This window comes from Streptomyces sp. Je 1-4 4N24, assembly GCF_026239515.1.
In the GTDB taxonomy this organism is placed as follows: Bacteria; Actinomycetota; Actinomycetes; order Streptomycetales; family Streptomycetaceae; genus Streptomyces; species Streptomyces nigrescens.
The window spans coordinates 1,636,903-1,653,357 of sequence record NZ_CP110836.1; the positions used below are offsets into that span (position 1 = coordinate 1,636,903).

At 72.2% G+C, this 16,455-nt stretch carries 17 protein-coding genes; 9 read left to right on the forward strand and 8 right to left on the reverse strand.

Annotated elements, in window-relative coordinates:
- The first annotated feature begins 147 nt into the window (after positions 1-147).
- From SLV14N_RS06875 to SLV14N_RS06885, 3 genes are all read left to right on the forward strand, one after another.
- Entirely contained in the window at positions 148-963 is an 816-nt protein-coding gene (locus SLV14N_RS06875) for a class I SAM-dependent methyltransferase (RefSeq protein WP_263268596.1), read from the forward strand.
- Positions 964-1,237: 274 nt separating this feature from the next.
- A complete protein-coding gene (locus SLV14N_RS06880; protein ID WP_263268597.1) occupies positions 1,238-2,416 on the forward strand; it encodes a CapA family protein in 1,179 nt (392 codons plus the stop codon).
- A 36-nt stretch (positions 2,417-2,452) separates the two neighbouring features.
- Entirely contained in the window at positions 2,453-2,812 is a 360-nt protein-coding gene (locus SLV14N_RS06885; protein WP_208680213.1) for a VOC family protein, read from the forward strand.
- Between the two features lie 77 nt (positions 2,813-2,889).
- Here SLV14N_RS06885 and SLV14N_RS06890 read toward each other — a convergent pair whose 3' ends face one another.
- The gene (locus SLV14N_RS06890) at positions 2,890-3,558 is read right to left on the reverse strand and encodes an HAD family phosphatase (RefSeq protein ID WP_263268598.1); all 669 of its coding nucleotides are present in this window, start codon (positions 3,556-3,558) and stop codon (positions 2,890-2,892) included.
- Positions 3,559-3,786: 228 nt separating this feature from the next.
- Here SLV14N_RS06890 and SLV14N_RS06895 point away from each other — a divergent pair, with 228 nt between their 5' ends.
- Positions 3,787-4,977, forward strand: a complete 1,191-nt coding sequence (locus SLV14N_RS06895) for a serine hydrolase (protein ID WP_263268599.1) — start codon at positions 3,787-3,789, stop codon at positions 4,975-4,977.
- 264 nt (positions 4,978-5,241) lie between these two features.
- Here SLV14N_RS06895 and SLV14N_RS06900 read toward each other — a convergent pair whose 3' ends face one another.
- Both SLV14N_RS06900 and SLV14N_RS06905 read right to left on the reverse strand, forming a co-directional pair.
- Positions 5,242-6,165 carry an NADP-dependent oxidoreductase gene (locus tag SLV14N_RS06900; protein ID WP_208680216.1) on the reverse strand — a complete coding sequence of 308 codons (924 nt, stop codon included), beginning with the start codon at positions 6,163-6,165 and terminating at the stop codon, positions 5,242-5,244.
- A gap of 396 nt (positions 6,166-6,561) precedes the next feature.
- A complete protein-coding gene (locus tag SLV14N_RS06905) occupies positions 6,562-7,230 on the reverse strand; it encodes a TetR/AcrR family transcriptional regulator (RefSeq protein ID WP_263268600.1) in 669 nt (222 codons plus the stop codon).
- Positions 7,231-7,293: 63 nt separating this feature from the next.
- On the opposite strand from SLV14N_RS06905, the gene SLV14N_RS06910 reads away from it, so the two are divergent.
- Positions 7,294-8,622, forward strand: a complete 1,329-nt coding sequence (locus SLV14N_RS06910) for an aldehyde dehydrogenase family protein (RefSeq protein ID WP_208680218.1) — start codon at positions 7,294-7,296, stop codon at positions 8,620-8,622.
- Positions 8,623-8,746: 124 nt separating this feature from the next.
- On the opposite strand, the gene SLV14N_RS06915 is transcribed toward SLV14N_RS06910, so the two are convergent.
- Positions 8,747-10,774 (reverse strand): DUF5107 domain-containing protein, encoded by a 2,028-nt coding sequence (locus SLV14N_RS06915; RefSeq protein ID WP_263268601.1) that lies wholly within the window; start codon positions 10,772-10,774, stop codon positions 8,747-8,749.
- Positions 10,775-10,882: 108 nt separating this feature from the next.
- Positions 10,883-11,788 carry an arginase family protein gene (locus SLV14N_RS06920; protein ID WP_263268602.1) on the reverse strand — a complete coding sequence of 302 codons (906 nt, stop codon included), beginning with the start codon at positions 11,786-11,788 and terminating at the stop codon, positions 10,883-10,885.
- Positions 11,789-11,896: 108 nt separating this feature from the next.
- On the opposite strand from SLV14N_RS06920, the gene SLV14N_RS06925 reads away from it, so the two are divergent.
- Positions 11,897-12,232, forward strand: a complete 336-nt coding sequence (locus tag SLV14N_RS06925; protein ID WP_263268603.1) for a DUF6204 family protein — start codon at positions 11,897-11,899, stop codon at positions 12,230-12,232.
- Here SLV14N_RS06925 and SLV14N_RS06930 read toward each other — a convergent pair.
- From SLV14N_RS06930 to SLV14N_RS06940, 3 genes are all read right to left on the reverse strand, one after another.
- The gene (locus SLV14N_RS06930) at positions 12,213-12,626 is read right to left on the reverse strand and encodes a glyoxalase superfamily protein (protein ID WP_208687749.1); all 414 of its coding nucleotides are present in this window, start codon (positions 12,624-12,626) and stop codon (positions 12,213-12,215) included. The genes SLV14N_RS06925 and SLV14N_RS06930 overlap by 20 nt on opposite strands.
- 13 nt (positions 12,627-12,639) lie before the next feature.
- Positions 12,640-13,191 carry a GNAT family N-acetyltransferase gene (locus tag SLV14N_RS06935; RefSeq protein WP_208680222.1) on the reverse strand — a complete coding sequence of 184 codons (552 nt, stop codon included), beginning with the start codon at positions 13,189-13,191 and terminating at the stop codon, positions 12,640-12,642.
- 91 nt (positions 13,192-13,282) lie between these two features.
- Positions 13,283-14,176 (reverse strand): DUF2867 domain-containing protein, encoded by an 894-nt coding sequence (locus tag SLV14N_RS06940; protein ID WP_263268604.1) that lies wholly within the window; start codon positions 14,174-14,176, stop codon positions 13,283-13,285.
- A gap of 45 nt (positions 14,177-14,221) precedes the next feature.
- On the opposite strand from SLV14N_RS06940, the gene SLV14N_RS06945 reads away from it, so the two are divergent.
- The 3 genes from SLV14N_RS06945 to SLV14N_RS06955 all read left to right on the forward strand — a co-directional run bounded on the left by SLV14N_RS06945 (position 14,222) and on the right by SLV14N_RS06955 (position 16,421).
- Positions 14,222-14,860, forward strand: coding sequence for a TetR/AcrR family transcriptional regulator (locus SLV14N_RS06945; protein ID WP_263268605.1), 639 nt, complete (start codon positions 14,222-14,224; stop codon positions 14,858-14,860).
- 143 nt (positions 14,861-15,003) lie between these two features.
- A complete protein-coding gene (locus tag SLV14N_RS06950; RefSeq protein WP_263268606.1) occupies positions 15,004-16,191 on the forward strand; it encodes a cytochrome P450 in 1,188 nt (395 codons plus the stop codon).
- Between the two features lie 35 nt (positions 16,192-16,226).
- On the forward strand, positions 16,227-16,421 hold the full coding sequence (locus tag SLV14N_RS06955; RefSeq protein ID WP_085922650.1) for a ferredoxin: 195 nt from the start codon (positions 16,227-16,229) through the stop codon (positions 16,419-16,421).
- The last annotated feature ends 34 nt before the right edge of the window (positions 16,422-16,455 follow it).

Consider the following 16,455-nt stretch of genomic DNA (forward strand, 5'->3'; position numbering starts at 1 on the left):
CCACTCTCATCATTCGGGATAGCGGCGTACGGTTGGACACCACGCCGAGGGGCGCCCGCAGCGCGGTGCGAGCGGTCGCCCGGGCGGCGGCCGGGGGTGCTGTCGTGCGCCGCCCGGCCGCCCTCCGACGCATGCGAAGGAGCGACCATGCCGCAGGAATCCGCCGTCTACACCCATGGCCACCACGAGTCCGTACTGCGCTCCCACACCTGGCGCACCGCCGCCAACTCGGCCGGATACCTGCTCGGCGCACTGCGTCCACACATGCAGATCCTGGACATCGGCTGCGGCCCCGGCACCATCACCGCCGATCTGGCCGCGCTGGTGCCGGACGGGCAGGTCACCGGCCTGGAGTACGCGCCGGACGTCCTGGAGCGGGCGCGCGCCACGGCCGCCGCCCGCGGGCTGACCAACGTCCGCTTCGCGGTCGGGGATGTCCACGCACTGGACTACCCCGATGACACCTTCTGTGTGGTGCACGCCCATCAAGTCCTGCAGCACGTGGGCGACCCCGTCCAGGCGCTGCGCGAGATGCGCCGGGTCACCAGGCCGGGCGGCATCGTCGCCGTCCGCGATTCGGACTACGCGGCGATGACCTGGTACCCGGAGAGCGACGGGATGGCCGACTGGCAGCGCCTGTACCAGCGGGTGGCCCGCGCCAACGGGGGCGAGCCGGACGCCGGACGCCGGCTGCAGGCCTGGGCGCGGCAGGCGGGTTTCGCCCCGGACGCGATCACCGCCACGGCCGCCACCTGGCTCTTCCGCAGGCCCGAGGAGCGGACCTGGTGGAGCGAGCTGTGGGCGGACCGTACGGTCAGCTCCTCCTACGCACAGATCGCGGTGGACGGCGGGCACGCCACAGCGGAGCAGCTGCACCGGATCGCGCAGGCCTGGCGGACCTGGGGCACCGACGAGGACGGCTGGTTCGGCGTCCTGCACGGCGAGATCCTCTGCCGCGTCTGACCACGGCACCCCCTGCCCGGCGCTGACGGACCGTTCACCCCGACACCGGCCGCGTGGCCCCGCGGTCCGGCAGTCCCGCGGCCCCGCGACCCCGCGGCCATGAGCCGCCGGTCGGCCCGGCCCTCCGCGAACCGTCTGGCCCTCCGCGGACGCCCCAACCGGCCCGTCCCTCCGCGAGCCACCCCTCCGCGCATCCCTCCACCCATCCCTCCGACGGCCCAGCCACACCCTCTCCCCGGCAGATAAATCCTATTAATCCCGGTATGGATGGGGCGTGACCCCACAACGACGCCTGGCCGCGATAGCGGCGCTGACTCTCCTGGCGGCGGGCTGCGGCACCCAGCAGTCCGCTGGCCCCGCACGCTCCGCGCCGCCCGCCCCGCCGGGCGGCGCGCGCGCCTCCGCCGCGGCCGGCTTCACCCTCCTGGCCACCGGCGATGTGCTGCCGCACAGCGAGATCATCCGGCGGTCCGGCGCCGATGCGCACGGCAAGGGCCATGACTTCCGCGCCATGTTCGCCGGGGTGAAACCGGTGGTCGCCAGCGCCGACATGGCGATCTGCCATATGGAGACGATCTACGGCAGGGACAGCGGGCCGTTCACCGGCTACCCCAGCTTCAAGTCCCCGCCCCAGGTAGCCGCCGCCCTCAAGGACGCCGGCTACGACTCCTGCTCCACCGCTTCCAATCACACCCTCGACGACGGCGCCGACGGGGTGCACCGCACCCTCGGCGCCATGGACGCGGTCGGTCTGCGCCATGCCGGCTCGGCCCGCTCCGCCACCGAGGCCTCCCGGGTCACGCTGCTGCGGGCCGGCCCCGCGAAGGTCGCCCAGCTCTCGTACACCTACGGCACCAATGGCATCCCGCTGCCCGGCAAGGCGCCCTGGGCGGTCAATCTGATCGACCGGAAGAAGATCCTCGCCGATGCCCGCGCGGCCCGCCGGGCCGGTGCGGATGTGGTGGTCGTCAGCATCCACTGGGGCACGGAGTGGCAGCAGCCGCCGGACGAACAACAGCGCACCCTGGCCCGCGCGCTGACCGCCGCACGCACCGCGGGACGGCCCGACATCGATCTGATCCTGGGCACCCATGCACATGTCCCGCAGGCCTACGAGAAGGTCAACGGCACCTGGGTCGTCTACGGGATGGGCGACCAGCTCGCGGGCCATATGTTCAACCACAGCGACCGGCCGGACGGCCGCGGCAACCAGAGCTCGATGGCCCGCTTCACCTTCGCCGGACCGACCGCTCCCGGCGGGCGCTGGACGGTCCGCAAGGCGGAGTTCCTCCCCCAACTCACCGACGTCAACGACGGTTTCCGGGTCGTGAACCTCAACGCGGCGCTGGCCGCGCAGCCCGGACGCAGCGACTACGCACGGGCCCGGGACAGCATCCGGGACATCGTGCTGTCCCGGGGCGCGGCGAAGAGCGGTCTGATCATGGCCAAGTGATCGCGTACCGGCAGGCCCCCAACTAGGGTGGTCCGTATGGACATTCTGGGGACCTCATTGCGGGTGTGCGTCAGCGATCTGGATTCCGCGATCGGCGTCTACGAACGGCTGACCGGGGCCGAGGCCATCCGCTTCCAGCGCGGCGGGGTGGCGGTCGCGGCCGTCGGGTGCTTCTTCCTGATGAGCGGCCCCGAGGCGGAGTTGTCGGTGCTGCGGAAGATCACCGCGACGCTCGCCGTCAAGGACGTGGACGATGCGGTGGCCGACCTGAAGGCGGTCGGCGCGGACATCATCGCCGGCCCCCTGTCCACGCCGATCGGCCGCAACCTGGTGGCCCGCCACCCGGACGGTTCGGTCTTCGAGTACGTCGACCGGAAGCAGGACGGGGAGGCCTAGGACGAGCAATTCCCATGTCCTGGTCGGTGGTCGTAGGCGATGCCCGGTCTGGGTCACGTAGGTGAGTTCCCCGGTGCTCATCCCGCTCCGGTTGCCCCCACCGGCCGGGCGAAGGCGAGGATGTCGGGGACCGCTTCGCGCAGGCTCGTGAAGTGACGGTGCACACCGGCCACCGCAGCCGCGGTGTTGACGCCCCACACCGTCATGCCGGCCCGAAGCCCTGCTTCGACTCCGGACGGGGCGTCCTCGATGACCAGGCAGTCCTCGGGTCGGGCACCGAGCTGCTCGGCGGCCAGGAGGTAGGGCACGGGCGAGGGTTTGCCCTCTTCCACCGCCGCGGCATCCACGATGACGGGCGGGACCGGCAGACCGGTCCGGGCGAATCGCCCGCGCACCCGGTGCTCGTAGTTGGAGGTCACGAGCGCCCACGCCTCCGACGGCAGAGCACCCAGCAGCTCCGACGCACCGTCGAAGGCCGCGTAGACGCCGGACCGGACGTCCTCGTCCTCCAACGTGTGCAGCGCCGCCAGGCACTCCCGTGGATCCTGGTCCGGAACCACTCTCGCGAAGGTCTCCAACGGCCGCGTCCGCAGCGCCACCCGGTAGACCTCCGCCGCGTCCAATCCGTATCGCCCGGCCCACGTTGCCCAGACCCGGCGCTGGTTGTCCACGGCGTCGATCAACGTGCCGTCGACATCGAGGAGAACGCACTTCCTGGGGTCGGGCTGCACCATCTCACTGGTCACGCCGTGATCATGCCAGGGGACCCTGAAGAACATCTACGGGAATGCGGCGGGGGAGGCGGGTGAGGCTGGTGAGGCTGGTGAGGCGGCGGTGAATGGATGCGCGAGGTCCGGGGGGCTGCCTCTACAGTGCATGGGCCTGCTGTCCGGACGGTTCAGTGGATCGCGAATGCGCAGGCTGAACGGGTCGGATGCGCGAGGTGCCCAGCAGGGTGCACAAGGAGGGTCCCCATGCTCGATCGTTCTCGTCGGGTGCGGTGTGTGCGTGTCTCGGCGTCCGGGCGGCGGAGGGTGATCGCGATGGGTGCCGTGATGGCTGCCGCTCTGGCCGTGGGCGGCGCACTGCCGTCGTCCGCGACGCAGGCTGATGGGGCCGGTGATGCCGTGCGGAAGGGGCTGGACCGTCTGGTGTACGAGGACCGGTACCCCGCCGCCCTGGCCTCCACCATCGGCCGTGACGGCCGCGCCCGCCACTTCACCGCCGGTGTCGCGGACTTGCGGACCGGGGCGAAGGTGCCGGTCGACGGGCAGGTGCGGGCGGGGAGCAACACCAAGGCGTTCACCGCCACGGTCGTCCTCCAGCTGGCCGGCGAAGACAAGGTCGCTCTCGACGCCCCCGTCGAGCGGTATCTGCCGGGCCTGGTGCGAGGCGAGGGCATCGACGGTCGCCGCATCACGGTACGTCAGCTGCTGCAGCACACCAGTGGACTGCCCGACTACACCGACTTCATCGCTGACCCCACCGGCAGGGCCCGCCACACCTACGTCCGGCCCCGCACCCTGCTCGACACGGCGCTGGCGCACAAGGCGGTGTTCGCTCCCGGAACCGACTGGGCGTACAGCAACACCAACTACCTCCTGGCCGGGCTGCTCATCGAGAAGGTCACCGGCCGCCCGCTCGCCGAGCAGCTCACGCGGCGGGTCATCGACCGGATCGGGCTGCGTCACACCTACTTCCCCGGCGTGGGCGACGAGGGCATCCGGGAAGCGCACCCTCAGGGCTACTTCGCCGTGAAGCCCGGCAGACCGCTGGAGAACATCACGGAGTTGGACCCGTCCTGGGGCTGGGCCGCCGGACAGGTCATCTCCACCCCGAGCGACCTGAACCGCTTCTTCACCGCCCTGCTCGACGGCGAGCTGCTCAAGCCCGCTCAGCTCGCCCAGATGCGCACCACCGTCAAGGTCCCCGAGAGTGCCGGGATCGGGCCCGGCGTCCGGTACGGGCTGGGCGTGACCAGCGCGCCGCTGAGCTGCGGTGGCCGGTCGTGGGGGCATGGCGGGGACATCCCCGGCTACGCCACACGCACCGGTGTCACCGATGACGGCCGCGCCGTCACGGTCGCCGTCACCGCCGACGGACCGCCCACCGAGGAGGGCCCCGGCGATGTCCTGGCCCTCCTCGACGCCGCCCTCTGCAGCTGAGCCCGACGGGCTTGTGAGCGACGAGCCTGTGAGCGACGGGCCTGTGACCGACGGGCCTGTGACCGACGGGCCTGTGACCGTGCGGCATCGGTGGCCACGCCTGGCCCTGTCGGTCTCCGCAAGGCGAGTTGGTGAGCATGCGGAGGGGTCAGGGCGCTGGTGCCCCCAGCGGACGACGGTGCGGCCCCCCGCCCGCGGAGCCGGGCCGGGCGCCGTCGCCTCGAACAGCCCGGCTCACTCCATGGCCGGGTAACACCCCCCGCCTCAGGACACGTCCAGCACGATCTTGCCGCGGGTCCGCCCCGTCATGCTCTGCCGGAATGCCTCGGCCGTTTCGGTCAGGGGGAAGGCCGCGGCGACCGGCACCGTCAGCTTGCCGGCGTCCGCGAGCGCGCCGAGAGCCGTCAGGTCGGCGGTGTCGGGGCGGACCCACACCATGTGGCCGCCCTTCGCCTTCACCTCGCCGTCGGCGATGGAGGCCACCCGGCTGCGGTCCTTGAGCAGTTCCTGCGAGACGTCAACGACGCCACCGCCGACGAAGTCCACGGCCGCATCGACGCCTTCGGGCGCCAGCTCGCGCACCCGGCCGGCGAGACCGTCACCGTACGTGACCGGTTCGGCGCCCAGGGACCGCAGGAACTCATGATTGTGCTCGCCGGCCGTGCCGATGACGCGCGCTCCCTGCGCGACCGCGATCTGGACGGCGAGCGAGCCGACACCGCCCGCGGCGGCATGGACCAGAACGGTCTCGCCAGCCGTCACCCCCACCCGGCCGAGCGCCTGATAGGCCGTCAGTCCGGCGAGCGGAAGCCCGGCGGCCTGCTGCCAGCTGAGCGATGCCGGCTTGCGTGCCAGGGTCCTGACCGGTGCGGCGACCAGCTCGGCGAAGGTGCCGTGCTGGACCTCGTCCTTGCGGACATAGCCGATGACCTCGTCGCCGATCGCGTACTCGGTGGCGTCCGCGCCGACCGCCTCGACCACGCCCGCCACGTCCCAGCCGGGGATGAGCGGGAAGTGGCCGTCCATCATCGGGTCCAGATAGCCCGCGAGGATCTTCCAGTCCACCGGATTGACGCCGGCCGCCTTGACCCGGATCAGGAACGAGTCCGGGCCCACCTTCGGATCGGGGTGGTCGGTGTATTCGAGGACCTCGGGGCCGCCGTAGCTCTTTGCGATGATTGCCTTCATGATCCGCTACAACGCGTGACGGCCGGGGTTCATTCCACGGTCGCGCGGACGGTCACCGAAATGGCGTACGAGGCTCGCGGCGACCGGGCGGAGCAGGGCTGGCCGGCGTGGTCAGCGCGGCTACCGGCAGCCGCAGGCAGGCTTTCTGGCCTGGCTCGACTTCCGCGCGCTCGGCTGGGGCGACGACCCCACCGCGCACCTCCTTGCCGGCGCCGGGTCGCCCTCAACGCCGCTCACCGCTACGGCCCTTCCGGCCACGGCTTCGCGCGGCTGAACTTCGGCTGCGCACCGCGGACGCTCACCGAGGCCCTCACCCGTATCGCTGCGGTCCGCTGAGACCCCGCGGAGCGGGACGGGCGGCCGCGGCTCCCGGTGCAGCGCGCCGCCAGGGCGGCCTCACCCCGGCTCCTCAGCCGGGCCGTGCCCCAGGGCGCGCAGCAGGAACGGGAGGAGTTCGCTGATCGCCGCCTCACCGGAGGTGGGGCCGTCCGTAGCGCCCTGGTACGTCACATCGGGGGTCAGGAAGAGGCGGCTGACCATGGAGCCCACGACGAGATCGGCCAGCACATGGGCATTCTCCAGCGGCGGGATGTCGCCGCGGGCGACCGCGCGGCGCACCACATCGGCGGCCCGGTCGCGGACCGGCTGGACGATCGCGGAGTCCAGGACCCGGGCCAGCGCCTCATTGTGCGCGGCCTCGCCGATCAGGATGTGCAGCAGCCGTCCGCCGGGGCCCTCCAGCGTTTCCGCCTTGTCCCGGAGCAGGACGGCGAGGTCGCCCTTGAGGCTGCCGGTGTCCGGCTGCGGGCCGAGGTCGCTCGCCCAGCTGACGGCGGTGCCCACGACCAGATCTTCCTTGGAGCGCCAGCGGCGGTAGAGGGTCGCGGTGGACACCCCGGCCCGCTTGGCGACGGCCGCGGTGGTCAGTCCGCCGTAGCCGCTCTCCTGCAGGACCTGGAGGGTGGCCGCCAGCAGTGCCCGGTCGCGCTCGGCGTCCCGCGGCCTGCCGCGGGCGGGCTGCCCCTCGGGGGGCGCGGTCTGGTTGCTGTCGGTGCGTTCGGCCACACCCGGAGTCTACCGGCCAGCATTACGAAACGAAATATTTTCGTTTCGTGTAGCCTCGGCGTCATGGCTCCTCAGACCCACACCACCGACCTGGACGCCGCCGCCGTCGTCGACCGGCTCCGCCGCACCTTCACCACCCACCGCACCACCTCCCCGGAATGGCGGCGCGGCCAGCTGGCGGCCCTGCGCACCCTGCTCACCGACCACCGCGACGACCTCCTCGCCGCGCTCGCCGAAGACCTCGGCAAGGGCCCCGAGGAGGCCTATCGCACGGAGATCGGCTTCACCCTCCACGAGATCGACCACACCCTGGACCGGCTCGACGACTGGCTGGAGCCGCGGCCCGCGGAGCTGCCCGAGCGACTGCTCCCGGCCACCGCACGGACGGTCCGGGAACCGCTCGGCGTCGTCCTGGTGATCGCGCCCTGGAACTATCCGCTGCAACTGGCGCTCGCCCCGCTCGTCGGCGCGCTGGCCGCGGGCAACTGCGCCGTCGTCAAGCCCAGCGAACTCGCCCCCGCCACCTCGGCCGCCCTGGCCCGGCTGCTGCCGCGCTATCTGGACAGCGACGCGGTGGCCGTCGTCGAGGGCGCCGTCCCGGAGACCACCGCCCTGCTGGCCCAGCGCTTCGACCACATCTTCTACACCGGCAACGGCACCGTCGGCCGGATCGTGCTGACCGCCGCCGCACCGCATCTGACCCCGGTCACCCTGGAGCTGGGCGGCAAGAGCCCGGTCGTCCTCGACCCGGGCACCGATCTGGCCGCGGCCGCCCGGCGGCTGGTGACCGGCAAGTTCCTCAACGCCGGCCAGACCTGTGTGGCACCCGACTACGTCCTGGCGATCGGTGACACCGCCCGCGAGATCGAGCCGCATCTCGCCGCGGCGGTGCGCGAGACGTACGGAGCCGACCCGGCCGGCGCCAAGGAGTACGGACGGATCGTCAACGAACGGCACTTCGACCGGCTGACGGCCCTGCTCGACAGCGGCCGCACGGTCATCGGCGGTGCGCACGACCGCACCACCCGCTATCTGGCGCCCACCGTCCTCGCCGATGTCGCCCCCGACGCACCGGTGATGCAGGAGGAGATCTTCGGCCCGATCCTGCCGATCGTGCCGGTGCCCGACCTGGACGCGGCGATCGCCTTCATCAACGAACGGGACAAACCGCTGGCGCTCTACGCGTTCACCGCGTCCGAGGACACCAAGCGCCGGCTGCTGGCCGAGACCTCCTCGGGCGCGCTCACCTTCGGGCTGCCGGTCGCCCATCTCACCGCGCCCGAGCTGCCGTTCGGCGGGGTCGGCGAGAGCGGGATGGGGCGCTACCACGGCGAGTACTCGCTGGACACCTTCAGCCACACCAGGGCGGTGCTCGACAAGCCGCTGGTCTGACGGCGGACGGGGCGGGACGGCGGACGGCAGGTGACGGCGGACGGCGCCGGTGCCGGTGCCGGTGCCGGTGCCGTCCGTCAGGCATCGGGCGCCGGGCGCCGGACCATCGGTCGCCGTCCGCCTGCTACACCGGCCGCATCCGGTACTCGTAGCGCTCCGGGAGCGGATGCGCGGACCGGGCCGCGGCGCGGACCTCCTCGGTGACCGGGCCGCCGCCCGCGACCAGTTGCTCGGCGATGGCGTACCAGGTGTCGCCGAGCACCTCGTCGCCCTCCCGCAGACCGGCGATCTCGAAGCCGGCCTCGAAGATCTCCCGGGCCGCGGCGGGCTGTCCCTGGGCGAGCAGCACCTGTGCGGTCAGCAGCTGGAAGCGGCCGTCGGCCGGGTCGGCCGGCCGCAGGTCCGCCAGCAGTTGCGCGGCCTCGTCGGTACGGCCGGCCGCGAGCAGCGCGGGCACCGCCTCCCGGGCGAGCGCCGGCAGCACCACCCGCCAGGCCCGCGCGGCCGGGTCCGGCGCCGAGGCCGCCCGGACCGCCTCGGCACAGGCCTGCGCATACCGGTCGGCGGCGCGCGCCGGCTCGCCCGCCGTGGCCTCGGCAACGGCCAGGCAGTACAGCGGCAGACAGCCGGCACCGTTCCCCAGGGCCCGCTCCCAGCTGCGGACGGCCTGGGCGCGGTCGCCGGCCTGCCACTGGGCGAGCCCCAGGTGGTAGTCGGTGGACGGGCCGGGAGGTGCGGACTCCAGCAGGTCGCGCCATGCGGGTGCGGTCAGCACCGGTCCGGGTACGGGGCCGCCGGCCGGCAGGTCCCCGGTTCTCAGCAGCGTCAGCCACGGCTCCTGCTCCGCGCCCAGCGTGGCCGGGCCGAAAGGCGTACCGGGCAGGTCCAGGCCCGTGCGGGCCACCTCCAGTGCGCCCCAGCCGGAGCCGGTGGCCAGCGACTCCTTCGGTTCCTGGCCGGCATACGGCAGCCAGGCGGCGTACGCGGCCTCGACATCCGCCCGGGGCAGAACCGCCTGCAGCCGTGACGCGACCTCTTCGCGGGCCGCGCCCCAGTCCGCGCCGTGCACCGTCGCGGGGTCGGCGTCCAGCGGCCCGTACGCCTCCAGCCAGGTGAACTCGCCGCCGGCGTCCAGCGGCAGATGCTCCAGCTGGGTACGGGCCAGACCGGCCTGGATCTCGGCGTAGCCGCCGGTGCCCGGCTCGGTGAGCCACTGCTGCCAGCGCCGACCGGCCTGCCCCGCGCCCCACAGGAAGAGCTTGCGGCCGCGCAGGGTGTCGGTGGAGGTCTGCACCAGACCGCAGCCGTCCGCGTCGAGGGAGGTGACCCAGCGGCGGGCGCCATCGGGCACGTCGTAGAAGTAGTCGGCGGGGTAGGTGCCGCGCAGCGGGTAACTGCGGTCGGTGCCGTCGTGTTCGGGGACCGGGACGCGGCACAGGGTCCGTTCGTAGCCGAAGTGCCAGGCCTCGTCGGCGGGCGCCAGGACGCGGGTGCGCTCGCCTTCGGGCACGGCGGTGTTGGACCACCAGTAGACCGGCACGGTGTGGTGGTGCGGATTACGGATCCGCACGCCCACATGGAGGAAGTCGGAGCCCTCGGGCAGCCACAGGTCCACCTGGAAGGGCAGATCGCGCAGCCGCTCCCACTCCCACAGCCGCAGCATCTCCCCGCCGTCCGGCGCCGGGACGCAGGCGGCGTGCAGCGGGGCACAGGAGAGGGTGGTGTGGCCGGTGGCGCCGATGTTCCACTCGATTCCGCCGGAGAACCAGGCGCCGTTGAGGGCGAAGGCCGCGGGCTGGAACACCGGGTTGCGGTAGAGGAGTTCACGGCCGGTGGGCTTGTGGTGCAGGGAGTACACCCGGCCGCCGAGGCCGGGCAGGACGGTGGCGCGCAGCCGGTCGTTCTCGATGACCAGCGCGTCGAGGTCGGTGCTGCGGCGGGCCCGGCCGTAGCCGTCGCGCATCGGGGCGGGCAGGATCGAGCGCAGCGGTGCCCAGCCGATCTGCCGCGCCATGTCGGCGGGCAGACCGGCGTCCCGGGGGACCTCGATGCGGTGCGGGTCATGGCCGGCGCGCAGCGCGGGGAGGGGGTTGTCCGGGCCGAGGGGGGCGGCGGGAAGGGCCAGGGTGGTGCGTCGCACACTCGTGGCCACGGCTGCCTCGCAATGCTGGACCGGGCCACCTCGGCTGCGGCGGCCTCCTGTTGACCATGGAACCGCGTGATCGCCGCTCTGCACAGGGCTCCGGGGGGCCGGGCGAGGTCAGGGTTGCGCAAAGACACTCTCAAGGAGATCGGCGAGCAGCACCGCACCGGTCCCTTCGGGGTCGCGGTCCGGGTCGTAGATGGTGACGTTGATACCGGCACAGCGCGGTGAGGCAGCCAACGGGCCCAGCAGCGCCCGGAGTTCATCGGTGAGCAGACCGCCGGGGTCGGGGCTGTCGACGGCCGGCATGACGGACGGGTCGAGGACATCGGCGTCGAGATGGATCCAGAAGCCGTCGAGCGGGGAGCGCTGGAAGTGGGTGAGGACCTCGCGGGCCACCGTCTCCGGGCCGCGCCGCCGGATCTCACCGACCGGGGCGTGGCTGATGCCGAGGCCGGTCAGCTCCTCCTGGTCCTCGTCCGCGTCGCGGATGCCGAGGACGCACACATCCTCGTCGCGGACGTACGGCCGCAGCCCGTCGAGGTCCGTGAGATCCGCCTGGCCCCGTCCGGTGATCTGCGCCACGCCCTCCCCGGCCGCGGCCCCGACCGGGCCGGAGACCGCCACGTTGCCCGGATGCCGGAAGTCGCCGTGCCCGTCGAGATAGGCGACGCCGTAGCGCCCCAGCCGCCGCAGCGCGAGCACCGCGCCGAGCAGGATGCTGCAGTCACCGCCCAGCACCACCGGGAAGTCACCGCTGCCCACATGCCCCTCGACGCGGGTCGCGAGCCGGCTCGTGTAGGCCGCGAGGGCGGCGGCGTTGAAGTCGCCGTCGCCCTCCTTCCACTCCCCCAGGTCGTAGCGCGGCGGGACCACCACGCCGCCCTCCAGGGCACCGAGCCGGCGCAGCAGTCCCTGTTCACGCAGTGCGCCCGCGAGTTTGTAGCAGCCGGGAACGGTGCCGGGGGCGGGCGGTCGCAGCCCCAGGTTGGAGGGGGCATCGATCAGTACGGTACGGCGCATACGGTGATCGTCACACAGGCTCACCGGAAAATGGGAGGCCCGGGAAGATCCGGCGAAATAGCCTGGCAACTCGGCTCATTGACACCCGCAGAACGGAAAACGGCCCCCATGGCGACCCAGCACACCTACCGAGTCATCGTCCGCGGCAAGTGGGACGGTCTGACGGCCGGGTCCCGGGCGAAACTGCTGGCCGAGGTGGACGAGCACGGTCTGGCCCAGCTGCAGTTCACGCCCGAGGGCTCGCTGGCGTACGACACCGCGCTGCACTCCTTCAGCTACCGCTATGTCATCGTCTCGGATGCGGCGGACGGCGAGGAGATGGCGGCCGCGCTGGCCGAGGACAAGGCGGAGACCGCGCTGCGGGCCGCCGGGCTGGGCTACCGGGACCTGCGGTCCACGGCCACCGACATGGACACCATGAAGATCAACCGCAGGTCCCGGTAGCCGGGGCGCCGTCGGACGGCTGCGCGGAGGCGCCGGGTTCGTTGAAGCGCAGCCGGTTGCCGAAGGGATCGGTCAGTGTGAGCGAGGTCCCGATCTCGTCCTGCTCCAGACCGGGCCGCAGATACGGGTAGTTCTTGCCGGCGAGCTCGGCGTGCAGCGCACGCACCCCGGTCAGCTCCGTGTAGACCGTGGAGCCGGGCGTCGCATCGCCGTGGTGCTCGGACAGATGCAGCACGAGGTCACCGCGCGACACCTGGGTGTAGAGCGGCATACCGGGCTCGAAGCGGTGTTCCCAGTCGACCGTGCAGCCGAGGTAGTCGAGGTAGAACTCATGGGCCTTGGCCACGTCGAAGATCCGGAAGACCGGCACGGTGCGGTGGAAGTCGAGGGTCATGACGGACATCGAATCACTCCGCCTGCACGGAGACCATCTCGGCGGTGATCGCCCAGCGCTCGTGGTCGCGCCAGGCGCCGTCGATGAGGAGGAAGTCCGGGGAGAACCCCTCCAGCCGGAACCCGGCCCGCTTGACCAGGGCGATCGACAGCTCGTTGGCCGGCTGGATGTTGACCTCCAGCCGGTGCAGCCCCATCGCCGTGAAGGCGTGGTGCAGCACGAGCCGCAGGCCCTCGCTCATCAGCCCGCGGCCGGCGGCATGCGCGAAGGCGCCGTAGCCGATCGCGCCACAACGGAACGCACCGTGCACGATGTTGTTGACGGTGAGGTAGCCGGCGATCCGGCCGTCGGCCAGCTCGCAGATCAAGAACCCCTCGCGCTGCGGCTCCTGGAGCCGCAGCAGATAGCTGTCGTACGCGGCGTCCGTGGTGGGCGGGAAGAGCCAGGGGCGGTGCAGCTCCACGCTCTCCCGCGCCCGCGCGGTGAACTCTTCCCGGTCGGCGGCGGTGAAGTGCCGGATGCCCACCCGCGGGCCGCGCACGAGGTAGCGGTCGTTGCTCGTCATCGGCAGATCGTACGAAGGGCGGCAGCGGCAGGCCAGCCGAAGCCCGCGGCGCGCCCGGGGCGGTCCGGCGGTGTCCCACCCATCACCCGAGTCACCCCCGGGCAACCGCCCGCTCCCCCGCCGTCGGTGCGGCGAGCGCCAGCCGGCGGTGGATACGGCGCAGCATCAGACGGGCCATGAACGGGTGGACATGGCGTACGACGGCGAAGTAGAGCCGGCCGGCGGTGCGGTGGAGGCGGACGACCGTGCCGAGCGTGACCCGGCCGTCCGCGACCAGGATCGAGGCGCGGAAGTCCAGGTGCCGGGCGTCCTCGCCGAGCAGGATCTCGCCGTCCGCGCGCCCGACGACCGGGAAGGACGCGCCGCGCAGCACCCCCTCCCACGCCTCCGGCTCCTGCGGCATACCGGGCAGCAGATCCATCTGCCAGGCGTCCTGGAAGTCGGTCCGCGGGAAGGCGTGGTGCGCCAGCCGGGCCGCGGCGGGGAGCTCGACGGCCCGGGGCCGGTCCCAGAGCAGCCGGTTGAGCAGGCGTACCCGCGGGGACCGTCGGACCGGTGCCAAGGCCCGGCCGGTGGCGGCCCGTTCGATGTTGTCGAGGATCTCCTCGACGACGGTGCCGTGCGTGGCACGGATCGCCAGTGTCCACATCACTCGCTGACCCAGCGGGAGCCGGCTCTGCAGGACGTGCTCCACCCGGCAGCTGTCGGGTCCCAGGGGCCGGACGGTGATCTCGTGCCACCCGTCCTCGCCGCCGGTGAAGTCGAAGCGGATGCGGCGGCCGGGCTCATAGGCCGCGACCCGGTAGCGGACGAAGCCGTGCCCGCCGTCTGCGCCGACACCCAGGGGGCGGTCGAAGCGCATCGGCGGCCAGGCGGGCGTGGGGAAGAGCGGATCGTCCGCACCGCCGAGCCGGTCGAGCAGCGCGCCGACGGTGTCGGCCGGGGCCTGGACGGTGCGGGCATGAACATCGCGGACGGTATGCACAGGGCACCTCCATACGGTGGCGTATGTTTGACCGTACGGTACCGTATGGATATGGCGCAGCAGCGAGTGAAGGCACCCGGCGGCAGCAGTGCACGGCAGCGGCTGACCGCCCGGGACTGGGCCGATGCGGCCCTGGCGGCCATGGGTGAGGGCGGTCTCGCCGCGGTGGCCGTGGAGCCGCTGGCCGCCCGGCTGGGCACCACCAAGGGCAGCTTCTACTGGCACTTCAGCAATCGGGACGCCCTGATCGAGGCCGCACTGGAGCGCTGGGAAGAGGCCGGCACCGAAGCCGTGATCACCGAGGTGGAGGCCGAGCCCGATCCGGGCAGACGACTGCGCCTGCTGCTCTGGCAGGCCACGACCCTGGCCGCCACGGACCCGCTGGAGGTCTCCCTGCTGGCGAGCGCGGCCGATCCGCGGGTGGCCGCCACGCTCGCCCGGGTGACCGACCGGCGCATCGGCTATGTCGCCGCGCTCTTCGAGGCACTGGGCTTCCCCGGGGACGAGGCACGGCACCGCGGTCTGCTGGCGTACACCGCCTACCTCGGACACGCCCAGCTGGGGCACGCCGTCCCGCAGAGCCTGCCGACCGACGCCGCACGCGACCGGTATCTGGACGGCGTGATCGACACCCTCGTACGGCCGCGAAACGGAGGTGACCAGTCCGAACTCGACCGAACCTGAAAGAAGTTGGCCGAACTGCGCGTAGACATGCCCGGTATCCGAGGCATGAGGTGAGATCGGCGCGGCGATGACAGCGCGCCGCAGCATTGCCCACTCACTCACGAGCAACTCGAGCCACTCGAGCCTCGTACGGGAGGAATTCCGTGACCGAAGCCATCCCCTACTTTCAGGACCGCACCTGTCCTTACCACCCACCCGCCGGCTATCAGCCACTGCGCGAGGCCGGTCCGCTGACCCATGTCACGTTCTACGACGGCCGCAAGGTGTGGGCGGTCACCGGCCACACCGAGGCGCGGGCGCTGCTGAGCGACCAGCGGCTCTCCTCCGACCGGCAGAACCCGGCCTTCCCGATACCGGTCGAGCGCTTCGAGGTGATCCGCCGGGTCCGGGCACCGCTGATCGGGGTCGACGACCCGGAGCACAACACCCAGCGCCGGATGCTGATCCCCAGCTTCAGCGTCAAACGGATCGCCGCGCTCCGCCCGGAGATCCACCGGATCGTCGACGGGCTGCTCGACCGGATGCTGGAGCAGGGCCCGCCCGCCGAGCTGGTCTCCGCGTTCGCGCTGCCGGTCCCCTCGATGGTGATCTGCTCACTGCTCGGTGTCCCGTACGCCGACCATGAGTTCTTCGAGGAGGAGTCCCGCCGCATCCTGCGCGGCCGGACGGCCGAGGAGGCGGAGGACGCCCAGCTGAAGCTGGAGGAGTACTTCGCCGAGCTGATCGCCGCCAAGCAGAAGAACCCGGGCGACGGGCTGCTGGACGAGCTGATCGAGGAGCGGCTGCGGACCGGCTCCCTCACCCACGAGGAGTTGGTCGGGCTCGCCATGATCCTGCTGGTGGCGGGTCATGAGACCACCGCCAACATGATCTCGCTCGGCACCTTCACCCTGCTGGAGCACCCCGAACAGCTGGACCGGCTCAGGGCCGAGGAGGGCCTGATGCCGGCCGCCATCGAGGAGCTGATGCGGTTCCTGTCCATCGCGGACGGCGTGCTGCGGGTGGCGAAGGAGGACATCGAGATCGGCGGGCAGATCATCCGCGCCGATGACGGGGTCCTGTTCCCCACCTCGCTGATCAACCGGGACGACACCGTCTATCCGGCACCGGACGAGCTGGACCTGGACCGTTCGGCCCGTCATCACGTGGCGTTCGGCTTCGGGATCCACCAGTGCCTGGGGCAGAACCTCGCCCGCGCGGAGATGGAGATCGCGCTGCGCTCGCTGTTCACCAGGATCCCGGAGCTGCGGCTCGCCGTGCCGGCCGCCGAGATTCCGTTCAAGCCCGGAGACACGCTGCAAGGCATGATCGAACTGCCGCTGGCCTGGTAGCAGCCATGACGGCAGACCGACGAAAGGGGTCCGGAATGCGGATCGCGATCGACACCGACCGCTGTATCGGCGCCGGCCAGTGCGCCCTGACCGCGCCGGGGGTCTTCACCCAGGACGACGACGGTTTCAGTGCGCTGCTGCCCGGCCGTGAGGACGGCGCGGGCGACCCGCTGGTGCGGGAAGCCGCCCGCGCCTGCCCCGTGCAGGCCATCGCGGTCACGGACGACTGAGCCGTCCCCCTCGCGGACGACCCGGCTGACGCGC